Source organism: Aeromonas tecta (assembly GCF_000820185.1).
In the GTDB taxonomy this organism is placed as follows: domain Bacteria; phylum Pseudomonadota; class Gammaproteobacteria; order Enterobacterales; family Aeromonadaceae; genus Aeromonas; species Aeromonas tecta.
The window spans coordinates 184239-203273 of record NZ_CDCA01000020.1 but is presented as its reverse complement, the minus strand read 5'-3'; the positions used below and the strand labels follow the sequence as shown (position 1 = coordinate 203273).

The window sequence follows — 19035 nt, the reverse complement described above, 5'->3', positions numbered from 1 at the left end:
GTGGATTTTTGAGCTGCTTGGAATTAAGTTCATGAGATTAGATTTTTTCCTTAATGAAGTCGGCCAATTGATCGAGCGACCTTTACAACCTCTTTCATATGAGGTTGGAGCTTTAACTATCACTGAAGTTGATTATCCGAATAAAAAATATTTTGTAAAGGTTGAAGGTAGAAAAAATAAATCGGCAAGAACGTTTAAAGAACTCGAAGCCGTTTTTAATGAGCTGAGTAGAATAGGGTATTGTTGTGTAGAGAAAATGCTTAAGTCATCGTCCAGAACAATTCAAATTCAGACGGAAATTATTTTTGCGAATTTACCATTCATCAATTATTTTAAATATGATAACGCTATCTATATTGTGTTTAAAAGTAATGGCAGTCATCCATATGCAGCGATAGAAGAACTATCAAGTAGAGAGCAGAGGGATATAAGAAGAGTCATTGCTAATTTGAAAAAAATTCAGCATCCAGATTTTTTGAAAAAAATATCATATAGCATCTCACTACTAAATGATGAAATTAATAAAGTACATGAGCTATCACCTGGCTTGCTCGCTGATACTCATATTCGAGAACTCCTTTCGGAGTTTGAGGATATATCAAGAACTGTCAAATCTGCAACAATGCAATTTGATATTGACTTTGCTGAACCAAAAAATAATGAACTGATAGAAAATTTGTCAGAAGAAGATTATATTGATGTGGCAGATTTAACCGATCTGGTTGATTTGCCATCTATTACTGGCATTGATGATGGTGACAATGGGGATAAAAATGATAATGAAAATGTTCATAGCGTAGCTAATACGATATCTGTACCTAATATAAGAAGACAAACACCTAGTTTTGCTTTGTTGTATGATAGATTAGTTTATAACGAGATAGAAATCCAGCCGGACTATCAACGAAAAGACCGTATCTGGAGTGAAGATAAAAAATCTAAGTTAATTGAGTCTGTACTCATGGGGCTTCCATTGCCAATATTTTATTTTGGTGAGAGAAAAAATGATGATTGGGTTGTGATTGATGGTTTGCAGCGCCTTACAACTATACAAGATTTTATGCAAAATAAATTTGCATTAAAACTTGATGCTAGCTCTTCGGTATTTGATGCCAATGGACTTATGTTTAAAGATTTTAGTCGACTTTATACTCGTGCCATTAGAGAGTTTGAAATAACAGCATATGTGATAGATATCGACGAGTCAAATTCCAATAAATTTATAACAGAGTTATTTCATAGGATTAATACTTATGGGGTGAAGTTAAGTGACCAAGAGATTCGCTCTGCGATTAATTTTGGTCTAAGTGTTTATTATTTGAAATATGTTGCTACAAGTGACTTTTTTATATCAGCTACAACAAATACAGTCAATGATCAGCGGCAGAAAGATCTTGAGTTATGTTTATGTGCTTTGGCATTCATTATTTATGGTTATAAGACCTATAAAAGTACTAAATATGATGACTTCCTCTCTGCAGCAATGAAGTGGATTAATGAAAAGTCTGTAAAAAAAGTTAACAAGGAAGACTTAACCAAAATAATTAGTGAGTCACCTCAGTTGTGCTTATTAACAGAACGGTTTAAGTCGGGCTTAATTTTTTGCCAAGAAATTTTTGGAAATGATGCATTTAAAAAAATACGAAACTCAGGTAAAAAAGATCCTATAAGTAAGCCACTTTTTGAAGTATTTGTCTCTATTTTTGCTAATGCATCAGATGAACAGAAAGAGAAGATAAGAGCGAATAAAGAAATCTTCATAAGGACCCTCTATAACGCAATATCTAGTGACTCTGTTGATTACTCTGTATGGGAGAGTCAAACGTACATTGATGCTAATAGAGGCCTAAATTATGCACTTTCTAACTCGACAGGAAAAAGAGTAACTATATGTTATAGGTTTGATGCGATCATTAAATTAATATTTAATACAACAGGATGCCAGCTAGAAATAAAAAGTATTGCGGAGATAAATAAATGATTACTGAATTAAGTCTTTCTAACTTCAAATGCTACCGATCTCAAACATTTACATTTGGAGGTTTGACAGTATTCTGTGGTAATAATTCTGTTGGAAAAAGCACTGCGATTCAGGCATTAGCAATGCCGTTTCAAAGTAAATTTTCAAAAGAAATTACACTAAATGGTGATTTAGTCACATTAGGTACATCCGCTGATATTTTTTCTCGCCATGCTAGTAATGGTGATGAACATATTAATGTTACTCTTCGCATTCAAAGTGCTAAAAGTAAAAAGAGTCATGAGTTATCATGGGGATTTGATAGCTTTAGTGAACAAAAAGATCTGAGTAATCATCTGATATTGAAATCAGATAATGCATCTACATTAAGTCGTGTTGCTGATGGCTATTTTAAAAAATATGGATTTCAATTTATTGAAGCTGAAAGATATGGCCCCCGTGAATTTTTTTCAATGAATCGACAAGAGTCTATAATAAACTGGCTTGGTTCTAAAGGTCAGTTTTCTTATGAAGTTTATTCAAGACTTGATGAGTCAGGTGAGAGGTTACCAGAAGGTGATTTTAGAACCCATCAAGATGCAAAGAACAATTCATCTATTAGAAGGAACATTAACTATTGGATGTCTGAAATATCACCAGGTTTTTCTGCGGAGCCTGAAATAGTAAAGGGTGCTGGTGTCAGTTATGCTCAATTTCAAGCATTTGGATCTAGCAAAACAATGCCATTAAATATGGGGTTTGGGCTAAGCTATGCTCTGAGTATTGTTATTTCACTTTTAGTCACGAAGCCAGGTGGATTAGTTGTAATAGAAAATCCAGAGGCTCATCTTCACCCAAGGGGGCAAAGCTATTTAGGGCGCCTTATTGCTTTGACAGCACTTTCCGGCGTACAAGTTATTGTCGAAACCCATAGCGACCATTTGTTGAATGGTATTAGAGTTATAGCCAGGTTACTTCCTGAGTACAAAAAAGGAATTTTCAAAATATATTATATATCATCAATGTGGGGTAAGCAGAGTAATGTTGATGAAATTGATATAGGAATAAAAGGGGAGTTATCTAAATGGCCAGCAGGGTTCTTTGATCAGCAGGCGTATGATATAAAAACAATAATTAAAGGTGAGGAGCCATTAAGTATTGAGGTGAAGAGATGAAGCGACCTATGGCTGCACATGTGTATATCACAAAAGAAACTTTTTATTCTCTGTCTGAGCAAAGTAAATATGATGATATTATCGCTCTGAGCGAGCAAGTAAAAAGAAAGATAGATGAATATAGCAATTCAAAGAATATAGTGATCGAGTGTGCAAAAGATTTTTTAGAGTATAAAAATAATCAAGAAGATAAATCACTTGAAGAAAAAATACTCGATATTGCGCAAGAGGACCTTTCTTTTTTTCAGTATTACTATGATACCATTGAAAAAGCAATATCACATGTAAAGACAGATGTTTACAGTGAGCATTACAATAATATATTGTCGACACCATTGACAAAAAGCACCCTGCCTAGGCATTATTCTTTAACTGTTGGTGGTAGTGATGAAAATGACTTACTTAGTGTACTTACTGATGGTTGGACTAACACACTGAGAAAAAATGCTTATTTTGTTGCATCGAAAAATAAAGATAAGGAAGAGTTTATAGAATGGACTAAAATAATTCATGGTAATCTTGAATTTCATAAAGACATATGTGGGACGTTAGATACAATCATCCAGGGAGATTATTCAGATTACAGGAAAATTATATCCGAGGCTCTTGATGCGTTGAATCAAAGTATAAATTTTCTATCTTTAAATCCAAACAATAACCAAGATGATTTAAATATTATAGCAGAGTACACATCCAGAACAGGTCGGAGATTATCCTGTAGTAGGCAAGGAGCTAATAAACCTTTTTTTTATTTTCCTATTAATGGCAGGAAAGAGGAAGAGAGAGTTAACTGCGAGTATCATCTAAAGATAAATTGGGATGATAGTGGTCATAGATTAGAAAGTAAAAGAAATGTCCGCATTTACTTCGCTATTAAATATGATGAGTTATTATGTAGGAAACGGATTAAAGTGGCTCATATAGGAAAGCATTATTAATATTGATAGTTGTGTATGTTATTGAAAGTGAGCTGCAGTTTTTTAAATGGCAATATTTTGTTAAGCTCATTACACTGATATCTAATTGGATGTTTTTTACTTTTTTAATATTGAGTTGGATATATTTTGCGTCGTCTAAAAGGTAGTAGTAATTGTTTCATCTTCCATAATGTTTATTCCATTCATGAGCGAATGAAGATGTAATAATTTCTATTACTAGGGTGATAGGCGAGGTGTATGTTGCAGTTCGTAGTAACTAATGATAATTCATTATTGAAATTCCACTTGATGGGCAGCTCGACGTCGAAGACAAGCGCATTCCCTGCGAGGCTAAAGAGCAGGCTGGTCTGGTGCTGCTCATATTCGTTGACGATCAGGCAGCACTCGAAGAAGTTGGATTCGTAGCTGAGGTGGGCCAGGCCATGGCCGCCGTCTTGAGCGAGTTCGATGCGCAGCACCTGCGGCGGGTGCTCCTGACTGAGGTTGACCGCGGGATTGCCCTCATCCACCAGTCGCTCCAGCAGGGGGAAGAAGTCTTGTCTGTGGGCCGTTATGACCTGAGTGATGGCCTGCTCCAGCTCGGCCTGGGTGGAGAAGGGGCCGCCGAGGGGGTAGCGGGTCTGGATTCTTTCCTGAGTCATGACGTTTCCTCCTGAATTGAGATGTAAGAACCTGTTCACGATCTTACTGCGAGACCGTGATCAAGGCTCATGTGCTGCTCGCTTGTTTGTCATCAAGAAAGCTCATTTATGTCTATAAACTCCGGTTCCTACGCTGCTCTTCACCTTGCTGACAGCCTCTCGTGACAGATCGTGAACAGGTTCTAAGAATGGCCTGATCCGTTTGAGGGACCCTTTGATCTTGGACCGGAGAGACCCGCCTATTTTATTGCACATTATCGGCTCTGCCTTACTCCATCAGGGCATTCCTCGCCCTGATAGATGAAACGATCTGTAAAATCACCACGAGGCAGATGTTTATAAAAATCAGGCGGAGATGCGGCCATTGCGCACCAGGGCCCGGCGGATGTTTCTGCACAGCTTGCCGAAGCTGTAGAGCTCATCGAAGGTCGGCGGTATGCCGCGATCTATCTGATATTGCCAGTAGCTGAGATCCGTATCCACCAGCTCCATCAGCTTCTTGGGGCAGCCGATGCAGGTGTTGTTCGGCCCGCATTTGAAGGTGTCCGGCTGATAGAGCGGGAATTCTTGTTTCACGGCGTCGATGATCTGCTGCATGGCGGTGATACGGTCGGGTTTTCTGCTCATGGCTGGCCCCTGCTGCCGGTGGAAAGGCGCCATTATAACCCTGACAAACTGCAGGCCTATGACGCTTAGGGGGTAGTGGCGTACCTACGGCGCCTGTGACCTCCCCCTCCCCCTTTCTCTTTCCCCTGCTACCTGCTCTGCTCAACTTTTTATGCAAAGAGGGGAGAGGGCACAGATCCTGGCCAGATTGGATAACGAAAGCATGGCGGCGGCTTCTCTCTGGCACGGTTTTTGGGCATGATAAAAGCTCCAATCGAACCATGAATAATGATCTCAACCTCGGGAGATGCGATGAGAAGATATGCCCTGCTCTTGCTGTGCGGCTGGATCTGGTGCGCACAGGCCGCGACGCCAGAGCCGGTACAGGAAGGCACCCTGGCGAACCAGAAGCTGATCCGGGATGCCATGGTGGGCGTGGCGGCCTGGGTCGCCGCCAAGGGCTGTCAGGCGCCGGAGCGCTTCGTGCCCGCCGTGTTGCAGTTGCCACAAGGTGAACCTGGCAGCCGTTACTGGCAGGAGCGTTGGACCGTGATTGGCTGCGGCGCCGAGTATCCCGTGGTCATCGATTTTCGCGAGACCGGGCTGGAAAGTGCCATGTGGACCATTACCCGCTGAGTGCCAGTGGCTGGCCGCCACTGCCTTGCGAGTAATGCGCGGGCCGCGCCCAGGCTGACCTAGCGTGGTGTAGGGAGAATGGTAGGGAGAATAGTAGGGCGCCATCCCACAGTGAGAGAGCGATAAACGAGAAGCCCCCGTAACCCAAGGTTGCGGGGGCTTCTGCATGACAGCGGCATAGCTTCTGCGTAACGCAGTGGCCACGCAGGGTCGTCGATGACGACGCCAGCCCTTGTCAGGCTGTGACGGGCACCGCCGACGGGCTGAGCCTGGCGGCGATCAGCAGCCGCAGGCGCGGCACCAGCAGCAGCAGGACAACACCGCCCGCCAAGGATCCCCAACCCAGCATATTGAACACGGCGCCGTAGCCCGGGTTGGTGGCGACCGGGGTGCTGCCGCTGTTTTGCGGCATGGCGGCGGAGACATAGCCCGCCAGCACGGAGGCGACGCCGGTCACCATCATCCAGCAGCCCATCATCAGCCCCTGCAATCTGGCGGGGGCCAGCTTGCCTATCATGGCGTAGCCGATGGGGGAGATAAGCAGCTCACCCAGGCTCTGCAGCACATAGCTGATGGCGATCCACTTGAAGGCGACCAGACCGTCCGCCCCCGCCAGGTGGATGCCCACCGGCAGCACCAGCATCCCCAGCCCCATGCAGAACAGGGAGGCGGCAAACTGGGAGGGGATGTCGATGCGCCAGCCTTGCTCGCGCAGGTGCTTGAACAGCAGGGCCATCAGCGGGCCGCCGATGACGATGACCAGGGTGTTGATGTTCTGGATCCACTGGGGGGCCACTTGCCAGCCGAACACATTGAGGTTGATGTTGTGTTCGGAGAAGAGCATCAGCCCCATGGGTGCCAGCTGATAGAGGGACCAGAAGATGAGGGAGCCGAGGGCCAGGATGAGGTAGGCCACCATGCGGCTGCGCTCGGCCGGATCCCGGTGGCGCGCCGTCATCACGCAGAGCAGCACCAGCACCAGGGCACCTAGCAGCAGCACGAAGCTGCCGCTGAAGCTGGCGTGGGTCAGCAGCAGGCGCAGGGCCGGCACCAGTAGGGCCAGGATGGCGAGGCCGCCGAGCATGCGCAGGTAGAAGCCGCGCCCCTTGATGTGGCGCAGGGGCGTGTTGATGTCCGCCAGAATGGGCCAGAAGCAGAGGGTGGCGATGATGGCCAGCACGTTGCCCAGGGTGGCGAACAAAAACAGGGTGCGGTAGTCCTCGGTCAGCTGGAAGTAGCCCGCCACCGAGAAGCCGATGAAGAAGCCCAGGTTCATGCCGGCGTAGTTCCACAGGAAGGCGCTCTCGCGGCGATGATCGTCCGGGGCGAAGCGCTGGGTCAGCATCATGTTGAGGCAGGTGACGTTGAGGCCGCTGCCGGTGAGGAACATGGCGAGCCCCCAGTAGAGGCCATCGACCCCCATCTCGGCGATGAGGTAGCAGCCGATGACCTGCAGCACCATGCCCATGACGAACAGGTTGCGGTTGCTGAGGTAGCGCCCGCCGAGGTAGCCGCCGAACAGGTGCAGGCCGTAGTTGAAGGCGCCGAAGATCCCCATCATGGCGTTGGCCTGGGATTCGCTGAAGCCGAGCCGCTTGGTGGCGTAGAGCACCAGGGTGGAGTAGAGGACGGCAAAGCCCAAGGTGGCGAAGGTCTGGATAAAGAACAGGGCACCCGAGCCCGGGGGGACGCTGGCGTGATGAGAAGCTGGGGTCGAAGCGCTCACGGCTTGTCTCCTGTGAGAGGGAAATCACAACTCATCCTGAGAGCGTACCGGTCTGCTGCCGGCCAGCCTGTCGCGCGTCCATACGGGTTACAAGGCTGGTCGGCCATTTAGCGACCAGCTCGGGCAAATAGCCAGACCCTAAATTTAATCCAGAGCGATTAATTGTTTTTTATTAACTTAATCTGACTATTTATTCCTTCTGTTGTTGCGACTTGGTAACGCGCTGGTTTGCGAAGCGAGAGCATCGTCGGCACTGTTGCTGACGATTTGGCACTCGTTAGCTCAATAAGGCGAGATCCCTACCACCTTTGTCACCTTATTCCCGCCATGAGTTCCTGCCATAAGCGCGCAGGAGGGGGAAAGTGCTATTCAGGGTGGAGTGCTGTAGGAATGCATAACTATCTGAATAATGGGGCCGCTGTTGTCATGGCCCTCACGGCAAACAGCACAACGCCCGGCGAGCCGGGCGTTGGATAACGACTGTATGAAGGGGCGGTGAAGCACCTGCCTTGTCCTTAGAAGTCGTGGTAGAGCGGCCAGCCGAGCAGTGGGTGCTTGAGCCCGGCGCGCATCTCCATGTTGTCGAGCTTCTCCGGCGAGGCGTTGGTCTGCTGCAACTGCTGATACTGGCGCACGAAACCCAGGGTGTGCAGCAGGTTGGGCACGAAGCCCTTGCTCAGCTCCTGGCGCAGCCCTGCGATCAGCTCGCCCGGCAGTTCGGCCAACATCAGCTCCAGCTGGGCGGCCAGATAGTCGGTATCGAACCACTCCTCTTGCAGCACCAGGTCCCGCCCGAGACGACGCTTGAGGTCCTGTTTGACCTTGAGCTGGGCGGCGCCATTGCCCTGACCACAGAGAATGCGGTAGAGCAGGGCCTCGGCCAGCTTGTCCTCCATGGTGGGGTGATCGCTCTCATAGGCGAAGAAGTGCTGCTCCAGCAGGGTCATCAGGCGGATCTTGCTATGCTCCACCAGCGCCTTCTCGTACTCCTGCCAGCCTTGCCACTCTTCCACATCCGGCGGGCTGGAGATCTTGTCCAGGAGCCGCGCGTCCACCTCGCCATAGAGGCTCTTGCCACCCGGTTGGCGGGGACTGACCGAGATCAGCATGGACCAACCCTTCTGGAAGGGTTTGACCGGGCCTTCCGGTGCTTGCAGCAGCGCCAGTGCCTTGGCACGGTCTTGCTGTGACAGCTCCTGCAACCCCAGGCTGACTACCCCGATCACGTCGTGGGCGGCCTGCTCCAGCAGGTGCATCTTGTACTTGTTGTAGTACTTGTCGGCGAATTTGAGGCTCATCAGCACCGCCTTGCCCTTGATGGCGGCCAGCTGCTGCTCGCTCAGCTTTTCGCTCTCGCGACCAAAGCGCAGCACCTGACTGAGGAAGGGGCCCTGGTTGCTCTCGCGTATCACTAGTTGCATGGTGCTGGCCTCAATCCAGGAAGCTGAACATGTCGTCGACGTCTTTGTATTCGTCCTCGACTTGATTCTTCTCTTTGGCCTGCATCACCAGCTCGGCGGCAAACTTGTTGATGATGCCATCCCAGGTGCTGTTCTCGCTGCGCAGCAGGGCCTTGATGGCCTGCTCCACTGACGGGGCAAGCTCGCGGATCAGCATCAGCAGGCTGCGCGGATCGTCAAGGGAGTAGTCGTGGGCATCCTCGCTCTGCTGGCGATCGCTGTAAGAGAGTGCCTCCTCGAGGTCTTCCTCCTCGGCGTGCAGCATGTCCTGAAAACCCTCGTCATCGTCATAGCGCTCACCGCGATAGAACTCGATGAAGGGGATGGCGAGGTAGAACAGGCCGGCCGGATCCTCGGCGATGCACTCCAGGATCTCGCGCTGCTTGGTCTCGCTGTCCTGGGTGCGGATCAGGTAGTTGAGGAAGTCGAAGGTATGATGTTGCAGCTCATCGGCATTGTTCTTGATGGCCTCTTCCCAGTAGAGCGGCTGCTGGCAGACGATGTCGCGGATCCGCTCCGGGGTCATCAGCTCGGAGATGATCGACGGGAAGGATATGTCGTGCTGACCGTTGATCTGGGTCAGGGTGACGATATCAATATTTTCAATGACTTCGACCAGCTGTTCGTCGGACATGGTCTTGGCGATCAGCTCGAACTTCTCGCTCGCCTGCTTCGGCTCGATCACCGCCAGCTCTTTGATCTCGATGGCGGTAATTTCAATCAGACTATTCATGCGTTACCCCAAGTTAGAAGCGTACTTCGTCGTACATGTCCTGGTCGTCGTCTTCGCCATCACCGCCATGGTAATCGGCGTCGGCATCTTCACCGTCATCCTCGTCGTCATCGCGCAGCTCATGGTCGTCATCATGACGGCCACCGCGCGGCAGCGGGTTGTCCAGCAGATAGAGCACGGCGCAGGCTTCGATGAGCTGCGCTTCACTCAGGGCACGGACCGCCTTGACCAGCGGCAGATCGGCGTTGTTGAACGCTACCGACACCTTGAACTCGTCCCAGGAGGGTTGGGTGCTCTGCCCAAGCCAGTTGCGCCAGGCCTGCTTGGCCTGCGGCGGGAACTGTACCCGGCCATAGAGGGCGAGCGGCAGGTATTCGGGCATGAACTCCAGCATGCTGGTATCGGCCAGCAGCAGGGCCTTCATCTTGCCGGTGAACTGCTCCAGCGCCTTGGGCTGGTCGAGATCCCGATAGGATTCGATGTTCTCGCTGGCGTCCTGCATCAGCGCCTTGATCCGCGCCTGGTCCCATTTCATTTGCATAGTGGCTCTTCTTGCTTAGCGCATCAGGGGTAGAACTGGTCCCACATCTCCTGCATGGCAGAAGCGGGATCGGTCACGATGACGTTGTTGAAATCCTTGATGAAGGCGGCCCGCGCCTTGGGGTCGGAGAGCACCTCGTAGGCCTGCTTCACCTGATGCAGCTTGATGGCTGCCTGCTCTTTCTCTTCATCCGTCGCCCCGAGCAGTTTATCGGGGTGGTACTGGTTAGAGAGCCGTCGATAGGCTTTCTTGATGTCGTTTTCGCTGGCGTTGGACTTGACGCCCAGCACCCGAAAGTAGTTGTTCATGGCAGATCCTGCATCACTGGCATCATCGGGTCACACCGTGGGCGGCTGGGGCTTGGCAAACCAGGCACGGCAAAAACCCGTCATTTTAACGGAAACAGACCGCCACTGCCATGAAAGTGCCGCCACCTTGCGCGAAAAGAAGCCAAACGGGAGTTGGCGCGGGATCCGGCGCCGTGCGCGCCAGCGGAGCTACACTGGCAGAAGGGACGATGGGCAGGAACTCTTTCGCCTCCACGTTGCCCAACCGCAGGGATCGGCCGGCGTCACGGCTCGGTCGGCATCCATCAGGCACCGTCAGAACGGGTCAGCATAAGGAATCATCAGCATGTTCAAACCTTGTCTTCTCTCCCTCGCACTCGTGAGCAGTGTCGCCTTTGCCGTCGATTCGCTGCCGGTCGTCCCCATGATAGGCGACATCACCAAGGGGCAGTTCATGGAGCGGGCCGAGCAGCGCTTTGCCATGCAGGACAAGAACGGGGACGGGGTGCTCTCGGTCGCCGAGAAGGAGGCCGCCCTGGCCAAGGTGGAAGAGGTGATCAAGCAGGCGGGCAAGCCGGTACCCGAGCGGATGAGTCACCTCAAGCCGAGAGGGGATACCACCAAGGCGCAGTTCATGGCGCGCCAGGAGAAGATCTTCGAGCGCCTGGACAAGAACGGGGACGGCGTGATTGGCGAGAGTGAGCGGGCCGAGATCAAGGCCAATCTCGAGCAGCGAGCACAGCAGTCAGCCCCCTAAGCTGGCAGGCCCAACGAAGATGAAAAAAGAGCCCGGTAGCGACACCGGGCTCTTGTCATGATGGCGTGTGGCAGGCTAGCTAGCGCGTCCAGCTGGCCCACAGCAGCCGCAGTTGCAGGCCCCAGCGGCTGCTCCAGCCGGTGGTACTGCTCACCACCTCCCCATCCCGGACGATGAGAAAGGTCGGGGTGACCCCCACCTGCCATTGGGCGGCGAGGTTGCCCTGCTCATCGTTGTGGGTGGGAAAGCCGAGCCCCTTCTTGCTCATGCCCTGCTGCAACTGGGCGTCGCTGCCGGAGCGCAGCACCACCGTCAGCACGTTCTCACCCTCCTGCCACAGCTGCTCCACAGTCGGGGTAGTGAAGCGGCACACACCGCACCAGCTGGCCCAGTAGTAGACCAGCAGCGGTTTGTCCTGGCTCAGCGCCGCCAAACTGGTGCGGGTGCCATCTTGCAGGGTGAGCGGCGCCTCCATGGCCCCACTCGGCAGGGTCGGGCCGCGCCACAGATCCAGCAGGCTGGAGATGACCAGCGCGGCCAGCAGCAGCCAAATGGCCTCCTTGCCCCAGCGTCGCCAGCGGGGCGCTTTAGCTACAACTTTCTCTGTCATGGGTTATCCCAACCTGGCCAGTTCGGTTTTCACCAACGGATCCGGCTGCTCGTAGGAGAGGGCGCTTGGTACCAGCTGGTTGCCGATCAGGATCGCCGGAGTGCCTTGCACCCCCAGCAAGGTGCCGATGCGCTGACTGTATGAACGCAGTTCCATGGATAGTGTCCTCATTACAGCTTCGCCAATTCTGTCTTTACCAGCTGATCCAGCTGCTCGTAGGAGAGGGCGCCGGGTACCAGCTGGTTGCCGATCAGGGTCGCCGGAGTGCCTTGCACCCCGAGCAAGGTGCCGATGCGCAGGCTGTTACGTAGCTCCTCGGTGGCCTTGGCATCGGGTTTGAGCGCCACGTTGCCGGTGGCGGCCAGCGCCTTGTTGATGTCCGCCTCGGTCAGCATGCCCTGCTTGCTCATCAGCTTGTCATGCAGCGGGAGGAAACGGGCCGGATCCTGTTGCCACAGGGTCAGGCTGTACTGGGCCGCCTTGGCGGAGGTTTGTCCCTTGAACGGCAGCAACTTGATAACCAGTCCCAGATCGTTCGGGTAGGCCTTGAGCAGCTTGGTCACCTGGGGATCGAACTGCTTGCAGTAGGGGCAGTTGTAGTCGGTGAACAGCACCAGGGTCAGCTTGGGGTTCTTGGCGCCGAGCCGCGGGCTGGTGGCGCTGTTGAACAGCACGTCCTTGTTGCCCTTGATGAAGTCACCGAGCTGGGCCTCCTGGGCGGCGGCGTTCTGCTTCTCCCAGGATTCGGCCGCCTCGTCGAGGATCTTCGGGTTGGCGACCAGGGTCTCGCGGATCAGCTCCTTGATGCGGGTCTCCTGCTCCGGGGTGAAGGGGGCCGCGTGCAGGGCCGGGGCCAGCAGGCTGGCGGAGAGGGAGGCGATCAGGGTCAAGCTGCGCAGGGTCGGTTTCATTTCTTTTCTCCTAGGAATGGGGTGGTCTGCCCGTCGCCTTCGGCTGAGGCGGCGCGGCGCAAGATAGTCAGCAGATCAGCCTTGTCGAGCAGCGGGGAGAGCGTCTCTCCCGCCGGCAGACCGGGGCCGTAGATCTGGTTGAAGGGGACGGCGGCCGCACTGCGTTTGCGCAGGAAGGCGGCGATGGCGTCGCTGGGTTTGCTCCAGTCACCGCGCAGGGCCACCACATCGGGGGCCGAGAGGGCGTCTTGCACCTCATCGCGCAGCAACACATTGTATTTGTTGGCCTTGCAGGTTACGCACCAGTCGGCGGTGACATCCACGAAGACCCGCTTGTTCTGCGCCAATGCCTGAGTGATAGCCTGTTCCGACAAGGGCTGCCAGACCACCCGATCGACGCTGGCCGAGCCTTGCGCGGTGAAGGCGCCCCCCAGCAGCAGGGCCGCGCCCACCAGGGCTGAGAGTGACAATGCCAGGGTGAAGCCACGGATGCCATAGCGCCAGACGGTGCCAATCAGCAGCGCCAGCAACAGACCCGCCATCAGCCACCAGGTCGCTGTGCTGCCCAGATGGTTGCCGAGCAGGCTGACCAGCCAGAGGCTGGAGCCCAGCATCATCAGGCCGAGCAGGATGCGCAGTCGCCCCATCCAACAGCCCGGTTTCGGCAACCAGAGCGCGAGGCGTGGCAGGGCCGCCACCAGAAGCCAGGGCAGGCTCATGCCAAGCCCCAGGGCGGTGAAGATAAGCCACAGCTCGGTCAGGGGGGCCGCCAGTGCGAAGGCGACCGCGGTGCCGAGGAAGGGGGCAGAGCAGGGAGTCGCCAACAGGGTGGCGAAGCTGCCCTGCAGGAAGTGACCACCGAGGCCATTGCCACCGCTGGTGGCGAGCCGGGTGCTGAGATTGCTCGGCAGGCGGATCTCGAACAGCCCCAGCAAGTTGGCGCAAAACAGCGCCGTCACCAGCACCATGAAGCCGATGAAACCGGCGCTCTGGAACTGGATGCCCCAGCCGACCGCGCCCTGGGTGGCACGCAGCAGCGTACTCATGGCCGCTAGCAACCAGAAGGAGACGAGTATGCCGGCACTGGCGGCGAGGAACTGCTTGCGCACCTCGGCCTGTCGCCTGTCTTGCTGTTGCAGCACGGAGCCTAGCTTGAGTGCCAGTACCGGCAGCACGCAGGGCATCAGATTGAGGATGAGACCGCCGAGCAGCGCCGCCCCCAGCAACCAGAATATCGACTGGCTCTTGCCGGGCAGGGTCAGCGGCTCACCGATGCGGGCCTCGGTCTGCCAGGCTTGCTCCCCGTTGGTGAGCAGCAGGCCGAGCGACTTGCCGCGAATGTCCGGCGCATCCCCCTGCCAGCCATCGCTGACCGGCACCCGGGCAACCAGCAATCGGCCCTGCACCTCCAGCTGCGGCTTGCCAAATTCGGCCCCCTCCAGTGCATCGATAAAGAGCGCAGGCATCTGCCAGCTCTCGGATTGCGACCCTTCAGGCAGCTCCGCCAGCAGTTGCAGCTGGTTGTGCTGATAGCCGAGCTGCAGGCTGATCCCGGTTGGCAGCGACTGGGGCAGGGTGCTCATGCCCTTGGCGTAGGCAAAGTCGAAACCGGCTGGCGCCGCGCCACCCGCCTCCAGGGTGAAGGGATAATCGGTCAGGATGCAGACGTTGCTGCAGGTAGAGAGGCGCAGGGTGCCCCTGAGCGCCTCATCGGCCGGGTAGTGCAGGCTGATGGGGAAGCTGACATGCTGCTGGTAGCCCTGGGTGCTGAGCCCGGCCACCTCGAAGTGTTGGGGCACCGGCCAGTGCCACTGCAGATCGTTGACGGGTTTATCCCACAGTATCTGGGGCGCTATGCCCCCTTCACCCGGGCTGTGCCAATAGGTTTTCCAGCCTGACTCGAGGGTGACTTCGAGCAAGATACGGGTCTGCTCGGGGTGGCTGCGGTCGGCTTGCAGTCGCACCTTGGCGTGATCGTTCTGGGGGCTGGTGAGCCAGCCCGTGTCACTGGCCAATCCTGAGGATTGCCACAGCAAGCAGCCCAGTAACAGGGTTGCCTTGAAGAAATTTGACATCGGTTTTGTCTCGCAAAAAATGAATGACGGCTAATAAAAGAACGCAGCCGAACTCATTCCCGCCAGACGCAAAAACGAAGATGCAGACGCCGCTCGGGCGGCGAGATGACCCTGGGGGGCGGTAAGGGGGGGGTATGGCGCCAGAGCGGTGCCAGCAGGGCTATCACCAGCGCGATGGCGAAGAACAGTTGCTCGACGCAGAGCAGGGTGGCAGCACTCAGCCACTTGCCATTGAGCTGGCAGCTGTTTGGCTGCGGGCTGAGGGGGTGGGCGCCATCCTGATCCTCGGCACTGTTCTGTTGCGGCAGTGTCTGGCAGCTGAGGGCGTGATCGAGCATGGCTAGCCGGGCCAGCGGCTGGGCCGCACAGTTGAGCACCAGCAGGCAGACCAGCAGCAGGAGTCGTTTCGCCGCGCGTTGTTGCAACATCATGCTCGCCCCGTCCATCAAGATGGGCACATCCTAACGGCCAATGGCGGGTGGGGCAAGTCGGGAGGGTGGCTTGCGCCTCTCCAGGCGGATCCGTTGTGGTCGGTTCTGTTTGGCGAACGCTTGTTCGCTAAAAGGGGGACCAGTATACTGCGCTGAGTTAAATTTCGAGGTGTTCGATGCTCAAACTTGCCCGTGTGCTGCTGCTAACGCTGCTGCTCGTCTTCTGGTTCGTGTTTGGTCTGTTGCTCTGTCTGGTGCGCCCGCGCCACCCCAACAACGTCTATGTTTTCGCTCGCATGTACCATGCGGTCTGCCCGCTGATCGGGCTCAAGGTCAGGGTCATCATCCCGGACGAGGTGAAGAACGTCGGCCCGGCGGTCTATGTCTGCAACCACCAGAGCAACTTCGACATCTTCACCGTCACCGGCGCCGTGCGCCCCGGCGTGGTGGCGGTGGGCAAGAAGAGCCTGCTGTGGCTGCCGTTCTTCGGCCTGATCTTCTGGCTCTCCGGCAACGTGCTGATCGACAGATCCAACCGCTCCCGTGCCATCGGCACCATAGGTCAGGTGGTGGATCGCATCAAGAACCGCGGCACCTCCATCTGGATGTTCCCGGAAGGGACCCGCTCCCAGGGCCGCGGCCTGTTGCCGTTCAAGGCCGGCGCCTTCCACACCGCCGTGCAGGCCGAGGTACCAGTGGTGCCCATCGTTTGCTCCAGCTACTTCGGTCAGGTTGACCTGAACCGCTGGGACAATGGTGAAGTCTTGCTGGAGATGCTGCCGCCCCTGTGCAGCAAGGAGCATGGCGCAGCCGGCATTCGCGAGTTGTCTGACAACTGCCGCGCCCGGATGGAGGCCAAGCTGGCCGAGCTGGACAGCAAGCTGGGTCATAGACCGGCTGCTTGAGTCAGAATTCTCTAAGTGATTGAGGGAGCCGCCGGCTCCCTTTTTTATTGGTGAAAATCACCATTCTATTGGTTTTTTTCACCACATTCTGCTTGTTGAATTCTCACTACCAACCCCCATCTAGTTGTAAAGAAAGGATAAATCATCTTGGCACGGCTCTTGTAACGGTATGAGAAGAGACGTCATCCCTATGAACAAGGAGCCAGACCATGAGCGTATTTAGCCGCCTGACCGATGTGATCAATGCCAACCTGCACAGCCTGCTCGACAAGAGCGAAGAGCCGGAGAAGATGCTGCGACTGATGATCGAAGAGATGGAACAGGTGCAGGTCGAGATGAGAACCCAGGCCGCCCGCATCATCGCCGAGCAGAAGCAGTTGGAGCGCCACCAGCAGGCGCTACGCCACCAGATCCAGGAGTGGTCGGCCAAGGCCGAGCTCGCCATCCAGAAGGGTCGTGAAGACCTGGCCCGCGCCGCCCTCACCGAGAAGCTGGCAGAGGTCAAAAAATGTGAGCAACTGGAGCAGGACAAGGCCAGGGTGGCCGAGGTGCTGGCCCAGCTCAGTGCCGACAGCGAGCGGCTGGCCGCCAAGCTGACCGAGGCGCGGGAGAAGCAGAAGATGCTGACCCTGCGCGAGCAGACTGCCCACAGCCGGATCCGGGCCCGTGCCCAGGTCGACAACCAGCGCATGCACGAGCTGATGGCCCGTTTCGACGGCTTTCAGGGCCGGGTGGATCAGCTGGAAGCCCAGCTGGAGGCGGCGACCCTGGGGCAAAATCCGTCCCTCGAGGCCCAGTTCCGCGAGCTGGAACTCAATGACGAGATCGAACGTGAACTGGCCCGTCTGAAGGGCCAGAAGGTCGAGGTGTAATCATGACACCCTGGCCCAAAGATCTGGCCCATCGCAAGCTGACAGGCGTGTGCGCCGGTCTGGCCAACGGGCTGGGGATCTCGAGGGTGACGGTGCGGGTGGTGGCGCTGCTCACCCTGATCCTGATGCCGCCGTTGGCCCTGGCCGCTTACCTGCTGGCGGTGCTGGTGATGCCGCCCCGTCGTGAGTTGAAACGCTGGCTGGATTGACCCCGAGTCTTCCCGCTGGCAAGTGAGATGCGTGAGGAGCAACACATGCTGGAATTTATTGTTTTGATGCTGGTGCTGGTGACCATGGCGCTGACCGGTTTTACCGTGCTGGCCATGCTGCTGGTGAGCGGGGTCTTCGTGCTGTTCGGCATCCTGGCTGGCATGTTTGCCCTCATCATCAAGCTGGCGCCCTGGCTGCTGTTATTGCTGGTGGTGTGCTGGTTGCTCAGCAACAGGCGCAAGCACTCCAATCCCTATCGTTAGGCCTCCCTGGCACTTTGCGGCCACCGCTTGCGGTGGTCTTTTTTATGGCGCCGGGCTGACTGACTCGGGTTTGGAGAAGCTGGTCAGCCAGGGCTGACTCCACTCATCCCACAGGGTCGGGGTTTGCACCAGTTGCTCTTTGAAGGCCTTGCTCTGCTGCTTGAGGCGATATTCGAGGCGCAGGGCCTGCCCCTTGTCTTCGACCTCTTGGCGCCACACCAAGGTCAATGGCCCTTTGCCGCGCAGGGCACGGGCCCCCTTGCCGCTCTGATGCTGGCGCAGACGCCTGTCCGGATCCGTGCTGATACCAGCGTAAAGTGCGCCCGCATTGGTGCGCACCAGATAGATAAACCAGTTAGTTGTTGGTTTATTAGTGCAAACGTCCGCCTTCATGACGCTTTCCACTGAACTCGACTCCGTTTTAACCGATGCAGGGGCAGCAGGCTGATCAGCAGGCTGATCAGCAGGCCGGCCCAGACGAAGGCGAAGCCCACGGATTTCACCGGATCCGGGATCTCCCCGAACCAGAAGATGGCGAGCAGGAAGGCGAGGCTCGGCTCGATATATTGCAGCAGGCCGACCGTGCTCATGCGGGTGCGCGCCACGGCGTAGCAGAACAGCCCAACCGGCAACAGGGTCGCAGGGGCGCTGCCCATCATCAGCAGGCGCTCGCTCCAGTCCCCGGCCATAAACTGGCTGCTGCCCTGCAGGGCCAGATAGCCGATAACCAGCAGGGCGATGGGGAGCTGCGCCAGGGATTCGAGATAGAGGCTGACCCCGGCGTCGTAGCGCACCTTCTTCTTGATGAGGCCGTAGAAGGCGAAGTTGGCCCCCATGATGAGGGAGAACCAGGGCAGCTGGCCGTAGGAGAACAGCATGTAGGCGAGGCCCGCCAGCGCCAGCGCGACCGCCAGATGCTTCTGCGGGCTGAGTTTTTCTTTCAGGAAGAGCACGGCAAACACGATGTTGAACAGCGGGGTCATGAAGAAGGCGAGGCTGGTGGCCAGCACCTGGCCCGTGGTCAGGCACCAGGTGAACATGCACCAGCTGATGGACATGACGGGGCCCGCCAGCAGGATGAGGCCGAGCTGGCGCGGCTCGCTGCGCAGGCGTGCCCAGGGCACGCGCACCCCGAGCAGCAGGAAGATCCCGCCGAGCAGGACGACCGACCAGAGTACCCGGTGGGAGAGCAGCTCCCACATGTTGACCTTGGGCATGAACTGGTAATAGAGCGGCAGCATGCCCCAGAGCACGAAGGAGAGAGCCGCACTGCCGGGGCCCATCCAGTTCTTCATCGG

22 protein-coding genes and 1 pseudogene are annotated in these 19035 nt (G+C 55.2%); 9 read left to right on the top strand and 14 right to left on the bottom strand.

Annotation, left to right across the window (positions count from 1 at the left end):
* Nucleotides 1-31 precede the first annotated feature (31 nt).
* The 3 genes from BN1137_RS05745 to BN1137_RS22330 are packed head-to-tail and all read left to right on the top strand — an operon-like array spanning nucleotide 32 to nucleotide 4073.
* Nucleotides 32-1981, top strand: a complete 1950-nt coding sequence (locus tag BN1137_RS05745; RefSeq protein WP_050717866.1) for a DUF262 domain-containing protein — start codon at nucleotides 32-34, stop codon at nucleotides 1979-1981.
* The gene (locus BN1137_RS05740; RefSeq protein WP_050717667.1) at nucleotides 1978-3135 is read left to right on the top strand and encodes a DUF3696 domain-containing protein; all 1158 of its coding nucleotides are present in this window, start codon (nucleotides 1978-1980) and stop codon (nucleotides 3133-3135) included. The genes BN1137_RS05745 and BN1137_RS05740 overlap by 4 nt, the downstream gene beginning before the upstream one ends.
* Entirely contained in the window at nucleotides 3132-4073 is a 942-nt protein-coding gene (locus BN1137_RS22330) for a hypothetical protein (RefSeq protein WP_157433637.1), read from the top strand. The genes BN1137_RS05740 and BN1137_RS22330 overlap by 4 nt, the downstream gene beginning before the upstream one ends.
* 269 nt (nucleotides 4074-4342) lie before the next feature.
* On the opposite strand, the pseudogene BN1137_RS05735 reads toward BN1137_RS22330, so the two are convergent.
* Nucleotides 4343-4714 (bottom strand): annotated as a pseudogene (locus BN1137_RS05735) (hypothetical protein); the annotation flags it as partial.
* A gap of 345 nt (nucleotides 4715-5059) precedes the next feature.
* Nucleotides 5060-5311, bottom strand: coding sequence for a hypothetical protein (locus BN1137_RS05730; protein ID WP_083443390.1), 252 nt, complete (start codon nucleotides 5309-5311; stop codon nucleotides 5060-5062).
* A 321-nt stretch (nucleotides 5312-5632) separates the two neighbouring features.
* On the opposite strand from BN1137_RS05730, the gene BN1137_RS05725 reads away from it, so the two are divergent.
* Nucleotides 5633-5956 carry a hypothetical protein gene (locus BN1137_RS05725; RefSeq protein WP_050717665.1) on the top strand — a complete coding sequence of 108 codons (324 nt, stop codon included), beginning with the start codon at nucleotides 5633-5635 and terminating at the stop codon, nucleotides 5954-5956.
* Between the two features lie 235 nt (nucleotides 5957-6191).
* On the opposite strand, the gene BN1137_RS05720 is transcribed toward BN1137_RS05725, so the two are convergent.
* From BN1137_RS05720 to atcJ, 5 genes are all read right to left on the bottom strand, one after another.
* Nucleotides 6192-7682, bottom strand: a complete 1491-nt coding sequence (locus BN1137_RS05720) for a peptide MFS transporter (protein ID WP_050717664.1) — start codon at nucleotides 7680-7682, stop codon at nucleotides 6192-6194.
* Nucleotides 7683-8197: 515 nt separating this feature from the next.
* Nucleotides 8198-9103, bottom strand: coding sequence for a cold adaptation protein AtcC (gene atcC / locus BN1137_RS05715; RefSeq protein ID WP_050717663.1), 906 nt, complete (start codon nucleotides 9101-9103; stop codon nucleotides 8198-8200).
* A 10-nt stretch (nucleotides 9104-9113) separates the two neighbouring features.
* Nucleotides 9114-9875 (bottom strand): cold adaptation protein AtcB, encoded by a 762-nt coding sequence (gene atcB / locus BN1137_RS05710; protein ID WP_050717662.1) that lies wholly within the window; start codon nucleotides 9873-9875, stop codon nucleotides 9114-9116.
* A 13-nt stretch (nucleotides 9876-9888) separates the two neighbouring features.
* Nucleotides 9889-10416: a cold adaptation protein AtcA gene (gene atcA, locus BN1137_RS05705; protein WP_050717661.1), complete on the bottom strand. Its 528-nt coding sequence runs from the start codon at nucleotides 10414-10416 to the stop codon at nucleotides 9889-9891.
* Between the two features lie 23 nt (nucleotides 10417-10439).
* Nucleotides 10440-10724, bottom strand: coding sequence for a cold adaptation protein ActJcold adaptation protein ActJ (gene atcJ / locus BN1137_RS05700; protein ID WP_050717660.1), 285 nt, complete (start codon nucleotides 10722-10724; stop codon nucleotides 10440-10442).
* Nucleotides 10725-11049: 325 nt separating this feature from the next.
* Here atcJ and BN1137_RS05695 point away from each other — a divergent pair, with 325 nt between their 5' ends.
* Nucleotides 11050-11460: an EF-hand domain-containing protein gene (locus BN1137_RS05695; protein ID WP_050717659.1), complete on the top strand. Its 411-nt coding sequence runs from the start codon at nucleotides 11050-11052 to the stop codon at nucleotides 11458-11460.
* A 79-nt stretch (nucleotides 11461-11539) separates the two neighbouring features.
* Here BN1137_RS05695 and BN1137_RS05690 read toward each other — a convergent pair whose 3' ends face one another.
* From BN1137_RS05690 to BN1137_RS05670, 5 genes are read right to left on the bottom strand one after another with little or no spacing between them, the layout of a single operon-like run.
* Nucleotides 11540-12070, bottom strand: a complete 531-nt coding sequence (locus BN1137_RS05690) for a protein disulfide oxidoreductase (protein WP_050717658.1) — start codon at nucleotides 12068-12070, stop codon at nucleotides 11540-11542.
* Between the two features lie 3 nt (nucleotides 12071-12073).
* Nucleotides 12074-12226, bottom strand: coding sequence for a thioredoxin domain-containing protein (locus BN1137_RS05685; RefSeq protein ID WP_050717657.1), 153 nt, complete (start codon nucleotides 12224-12226; stop codon nucleotides 12074-12076).
* A 14-nt stretch (nucleotides 12227-12240) separates the two neighbouring features.
* Entirely contained in the window at nucleotides 12241-12981 is a 741-nt protein-coding gene (locus BN1137_RS05680; protein WP_050717656.1) for a DsbA family protein, read from the bottom strand.
* The gene (locus BN1137_RS05675) at nucleotides 12978-15056 is read right to left on the bottom strand and encodes a protein-disulfide reductase DsbD family protein (RefSeq protein ID WP_050717655.1); all 2079 of its coding nucleotides are present in this window, start codon (nucleotides 15054-15056) and stop codon (nucleotides 12978-12980) included. The genes BN1137_RS05680 and BN1137_RS05675 overlap by 4 nt, the downstream gene beginning before the upstream one ends.
* A 53-nt stretch (nucleotides 15057-15109) precedes the next feature.
* Nucleotides 15110-15487, bottom strand: coding sequence for a hypothetical protein (locus BN1137_RS05670; RefSeq protein ID WP_050717865.1), 378 nt, complete (start codon nucleotides 15485-15487; stop codon nucleotides 15110-15112).
* 176 nt (nucleotides 15488-15663) lie between these two features.
* Here BN1137_RS05670 and BN1137_RS05665 point away from each other — a divergent pair, with 176 nt between their 5' ends.
* The 4 genes from BN1137_RS05665 to pspG all read left to right on the top strand — a co-directional run bounded on the left by BN1137_RS05665 (nucleotide 15664) and on the right by pspG (nucleotide 17737).
* Nucleotides 15664-16392 carry a 1-acylglycerol-3-phosphate O-acyltransferase gene (locus tag BN1137_RS05665; protein WP_050717654.1) on the top strand — a complete coding sequence of 243 codons (729 nt, stop codon included), beginning with the start codon at nucleotides 15664-15666 and terminating at the stop codon, nucleotides 16390-16392.
* A 209-nt stretch (nucleotides 16393-16601) separates the two neighbouring features.
* Nucleotides 16602-17264 carry a phage shock protein PspA gene (gene pspA, locus BN1137_RS05660; protein WP_050717653.1) on the top strand — a complete coding sequence of 221 codons (663 nt, stop codon included), beginning with the start codon at nucleotides 16602-16604 and terminating at the stop codon, nucleotides 17262-17264.
* Nucleotides 17265-17266: 2 nt separating this feature from the next.
* Nucleotides 17267-17473 carry a PspC domain-containing protein gene (locus tag BN1137_RS05655; protein ID WP_050717652.1) on the top strand — a complete coding sequence of 69 codons (207 nt, stop codon included), beginning with the start codon at nucleotides 17267-17269 and terminating at the stop codon, nucleotides 17471-17473.
* A gap of 45 nt (nucleotides 17474-17518) precedes the next feature.
* Nucleotides 17519-17737 carry an envelope stress response protein PspG gene (gene pspG, locus BN1137_RS05650; RefSeq protein WP_050717651.1) on the top strand — a complete coding sequence of 73 codons (219 nt, stop codon included), beginning with the start codon at nucleotides 17519-17521 and terminating at the stop codon, nucleotides 17735-17737.
* A gap of 42 nt (nucleotides 17738-17779) precedes the next feature.
* Here pspG and BN1137_RS05645 read toward each other — a convergent pair whose 3' ends face one another.
* Nucleotides 17780-18130, bottom strand: a complete 351-nt coding sequence (locus BN1137_RS05645; protein ID WP_050717650.1) for a GIY-YIG nuclease family protein — start codon at nucleotides 18128-18130, stop codon at nucleotides 17780-17782.
* Entirely contained in the window at nucleotides 18127-19032 is a 906-nt protein-coding gene (gene rarD / locus BN1137_RS05640; protein ID WP_050717649.1) for an EamA family transporter RarD, read from the bottom strand. The genes BN1137_RS05645 and rarD overlap by 4 nt, the downstream gene beginning before the upstream one ends.
* Nucleotides 19033-19035 lie beyond the last annotated feature (3 nt).

Coding starts and splice junctions, on each gene's coding strand:
- BN1137_RS05745 (WP_050717866.1), top strand. CDS start 32: ATGAGATTAGATTTTTTCCTTAATGAAGTCGGCCAATTGATCGAGCGA.
- BN1137_RS05740 (WP_050717667.1), top strand. CDS start 1,978: ATGATTACTGAATTAAGTCTTTCTAACTTCAAATGCTACCGATCTCAA.
- BN1137_RS22330 (WP_157433637.1), top strand. CDS start 3,132: ATGAAGCGACCTATGGCTGCACATGTGTATATCACAAAAGAAACTTTT.
- BN1137_RS05730 (WP_083443390.1), bottom strand. CDS start 5,311: ATGCAGCAGATCATCGACGCCGTGAAACAAGAATTCCCGCTCTATCAG.
- BN1137_RS05725 (WP_050717665.1), top strand. CDS start 5,633: ATGAGAAGATATGCCCTGCTCTTGCTGTGCGGCTGGATCTGGTGCGCA.
- atcC (WP_050717663.1), bottom strand. CDS start 9,103: ATGCAACTAGTGATACGCGAGAGCAACCAGGGCCCCTTCCTCAGTCAG.
- atcB (WP_050717662.1), bottom strand. CDS start 9,875: ATGAATAGTCTGATTGAAATTACCGCCATCGAGATCAAAGAGCTGGCG.
- atcA (WP_050717661.1), bottom strand. CDS start 10,416: ATGCAAATGAAATGGGACCAGGCGCGGATCAAGGCGCTGATGCAGGAC.
- atcJ (WP_050717660.1), bottom strand. CDS start 10,724: ATGAACAACTACTTTCGGGTGCTGGGCGTCAAGTCCAACGCCAGCGAA.
- BN1137_RS05695 (WP_050717659.1), top strand. CDS start 11,050: ATGTTCAAACCTTGTCTTCTCTCCCTCGCACTCGTGAGCAGTGTCGCC.
- BN1137_RS05690 (WP_050717658.1), bottom strand. CDS start 12,070: ATGACAGAGAAAGTTGTAGCTAAAGCGCCCCGCTGGCGACGCTGGGGC.
- BN1137_RS05685 (WP_050717657.1), bottom strand. CDS start 12,226: ATGGAACTGCGTTCATACAGTCAGCGCATCGGCACCTTGCTGGGGGTG.
- BN1137_RS05680 (WP_050717656.1), bottom strand. CDS start 12,981: ATGAAACCGACCCTGCGCAGCTTGACCCTGATCGCCTCCCTCTCCGCC.
- BN1137_RS05675 (WP_050717655.1), bottom strand. CDS start 15,056: ATGTCAAATTTCTTCAAGGCAACCCTGTTACTGGGCTGCTTGCTGTGG.
- BN1137_RS05670 (WP_050717865.1), bottom strand. CDS start 15,487: ATGATGTTGCAACAACGCGCGGCGAAACGACTCCTGCTGCTGGTCTGC.
- BN1137_RS05665 (WP_050717654.1), top strand. CDS start 15,664: ATGCTCAAACTTGCCCGTGTGCTGCTGCTAACGCTGCTGCTCGTCTTC.
- pspA (WP_050717653.1), top strand. CDS start 16,602: ATGAGCGTATTTAGCCGCCTGACCGATGTGATCAATGCCAACCTGCAC.
- BN1137_RS05655 (WP_050717652.1), top strand. CDS start 17,267: ATGACACCCTGGCCCAAAGATCTGGCCCATCGCAAGCTGACAGGCGTG.
- pspG (WP_050717651.1), top strand. CDS start 17,519: ATGCTGGAATTTATTGTTTTGATGCTGGTGCTGGTGACCATGGCGCTG.
- BN1137_RS05645 (WP_050717650.1), bottom strand. CDS start 18,130: ATGAAGGCGGACGTTTGCACTAATAAACCAACAACTAACTGGTTTATC.
- rarD (WP_050717649.1), bottom strand. CDS start 19,032: ATGAAGAACTGGATGGGCCCCGGCAGTGCGGCTCTCTCCTTCGTGCTC.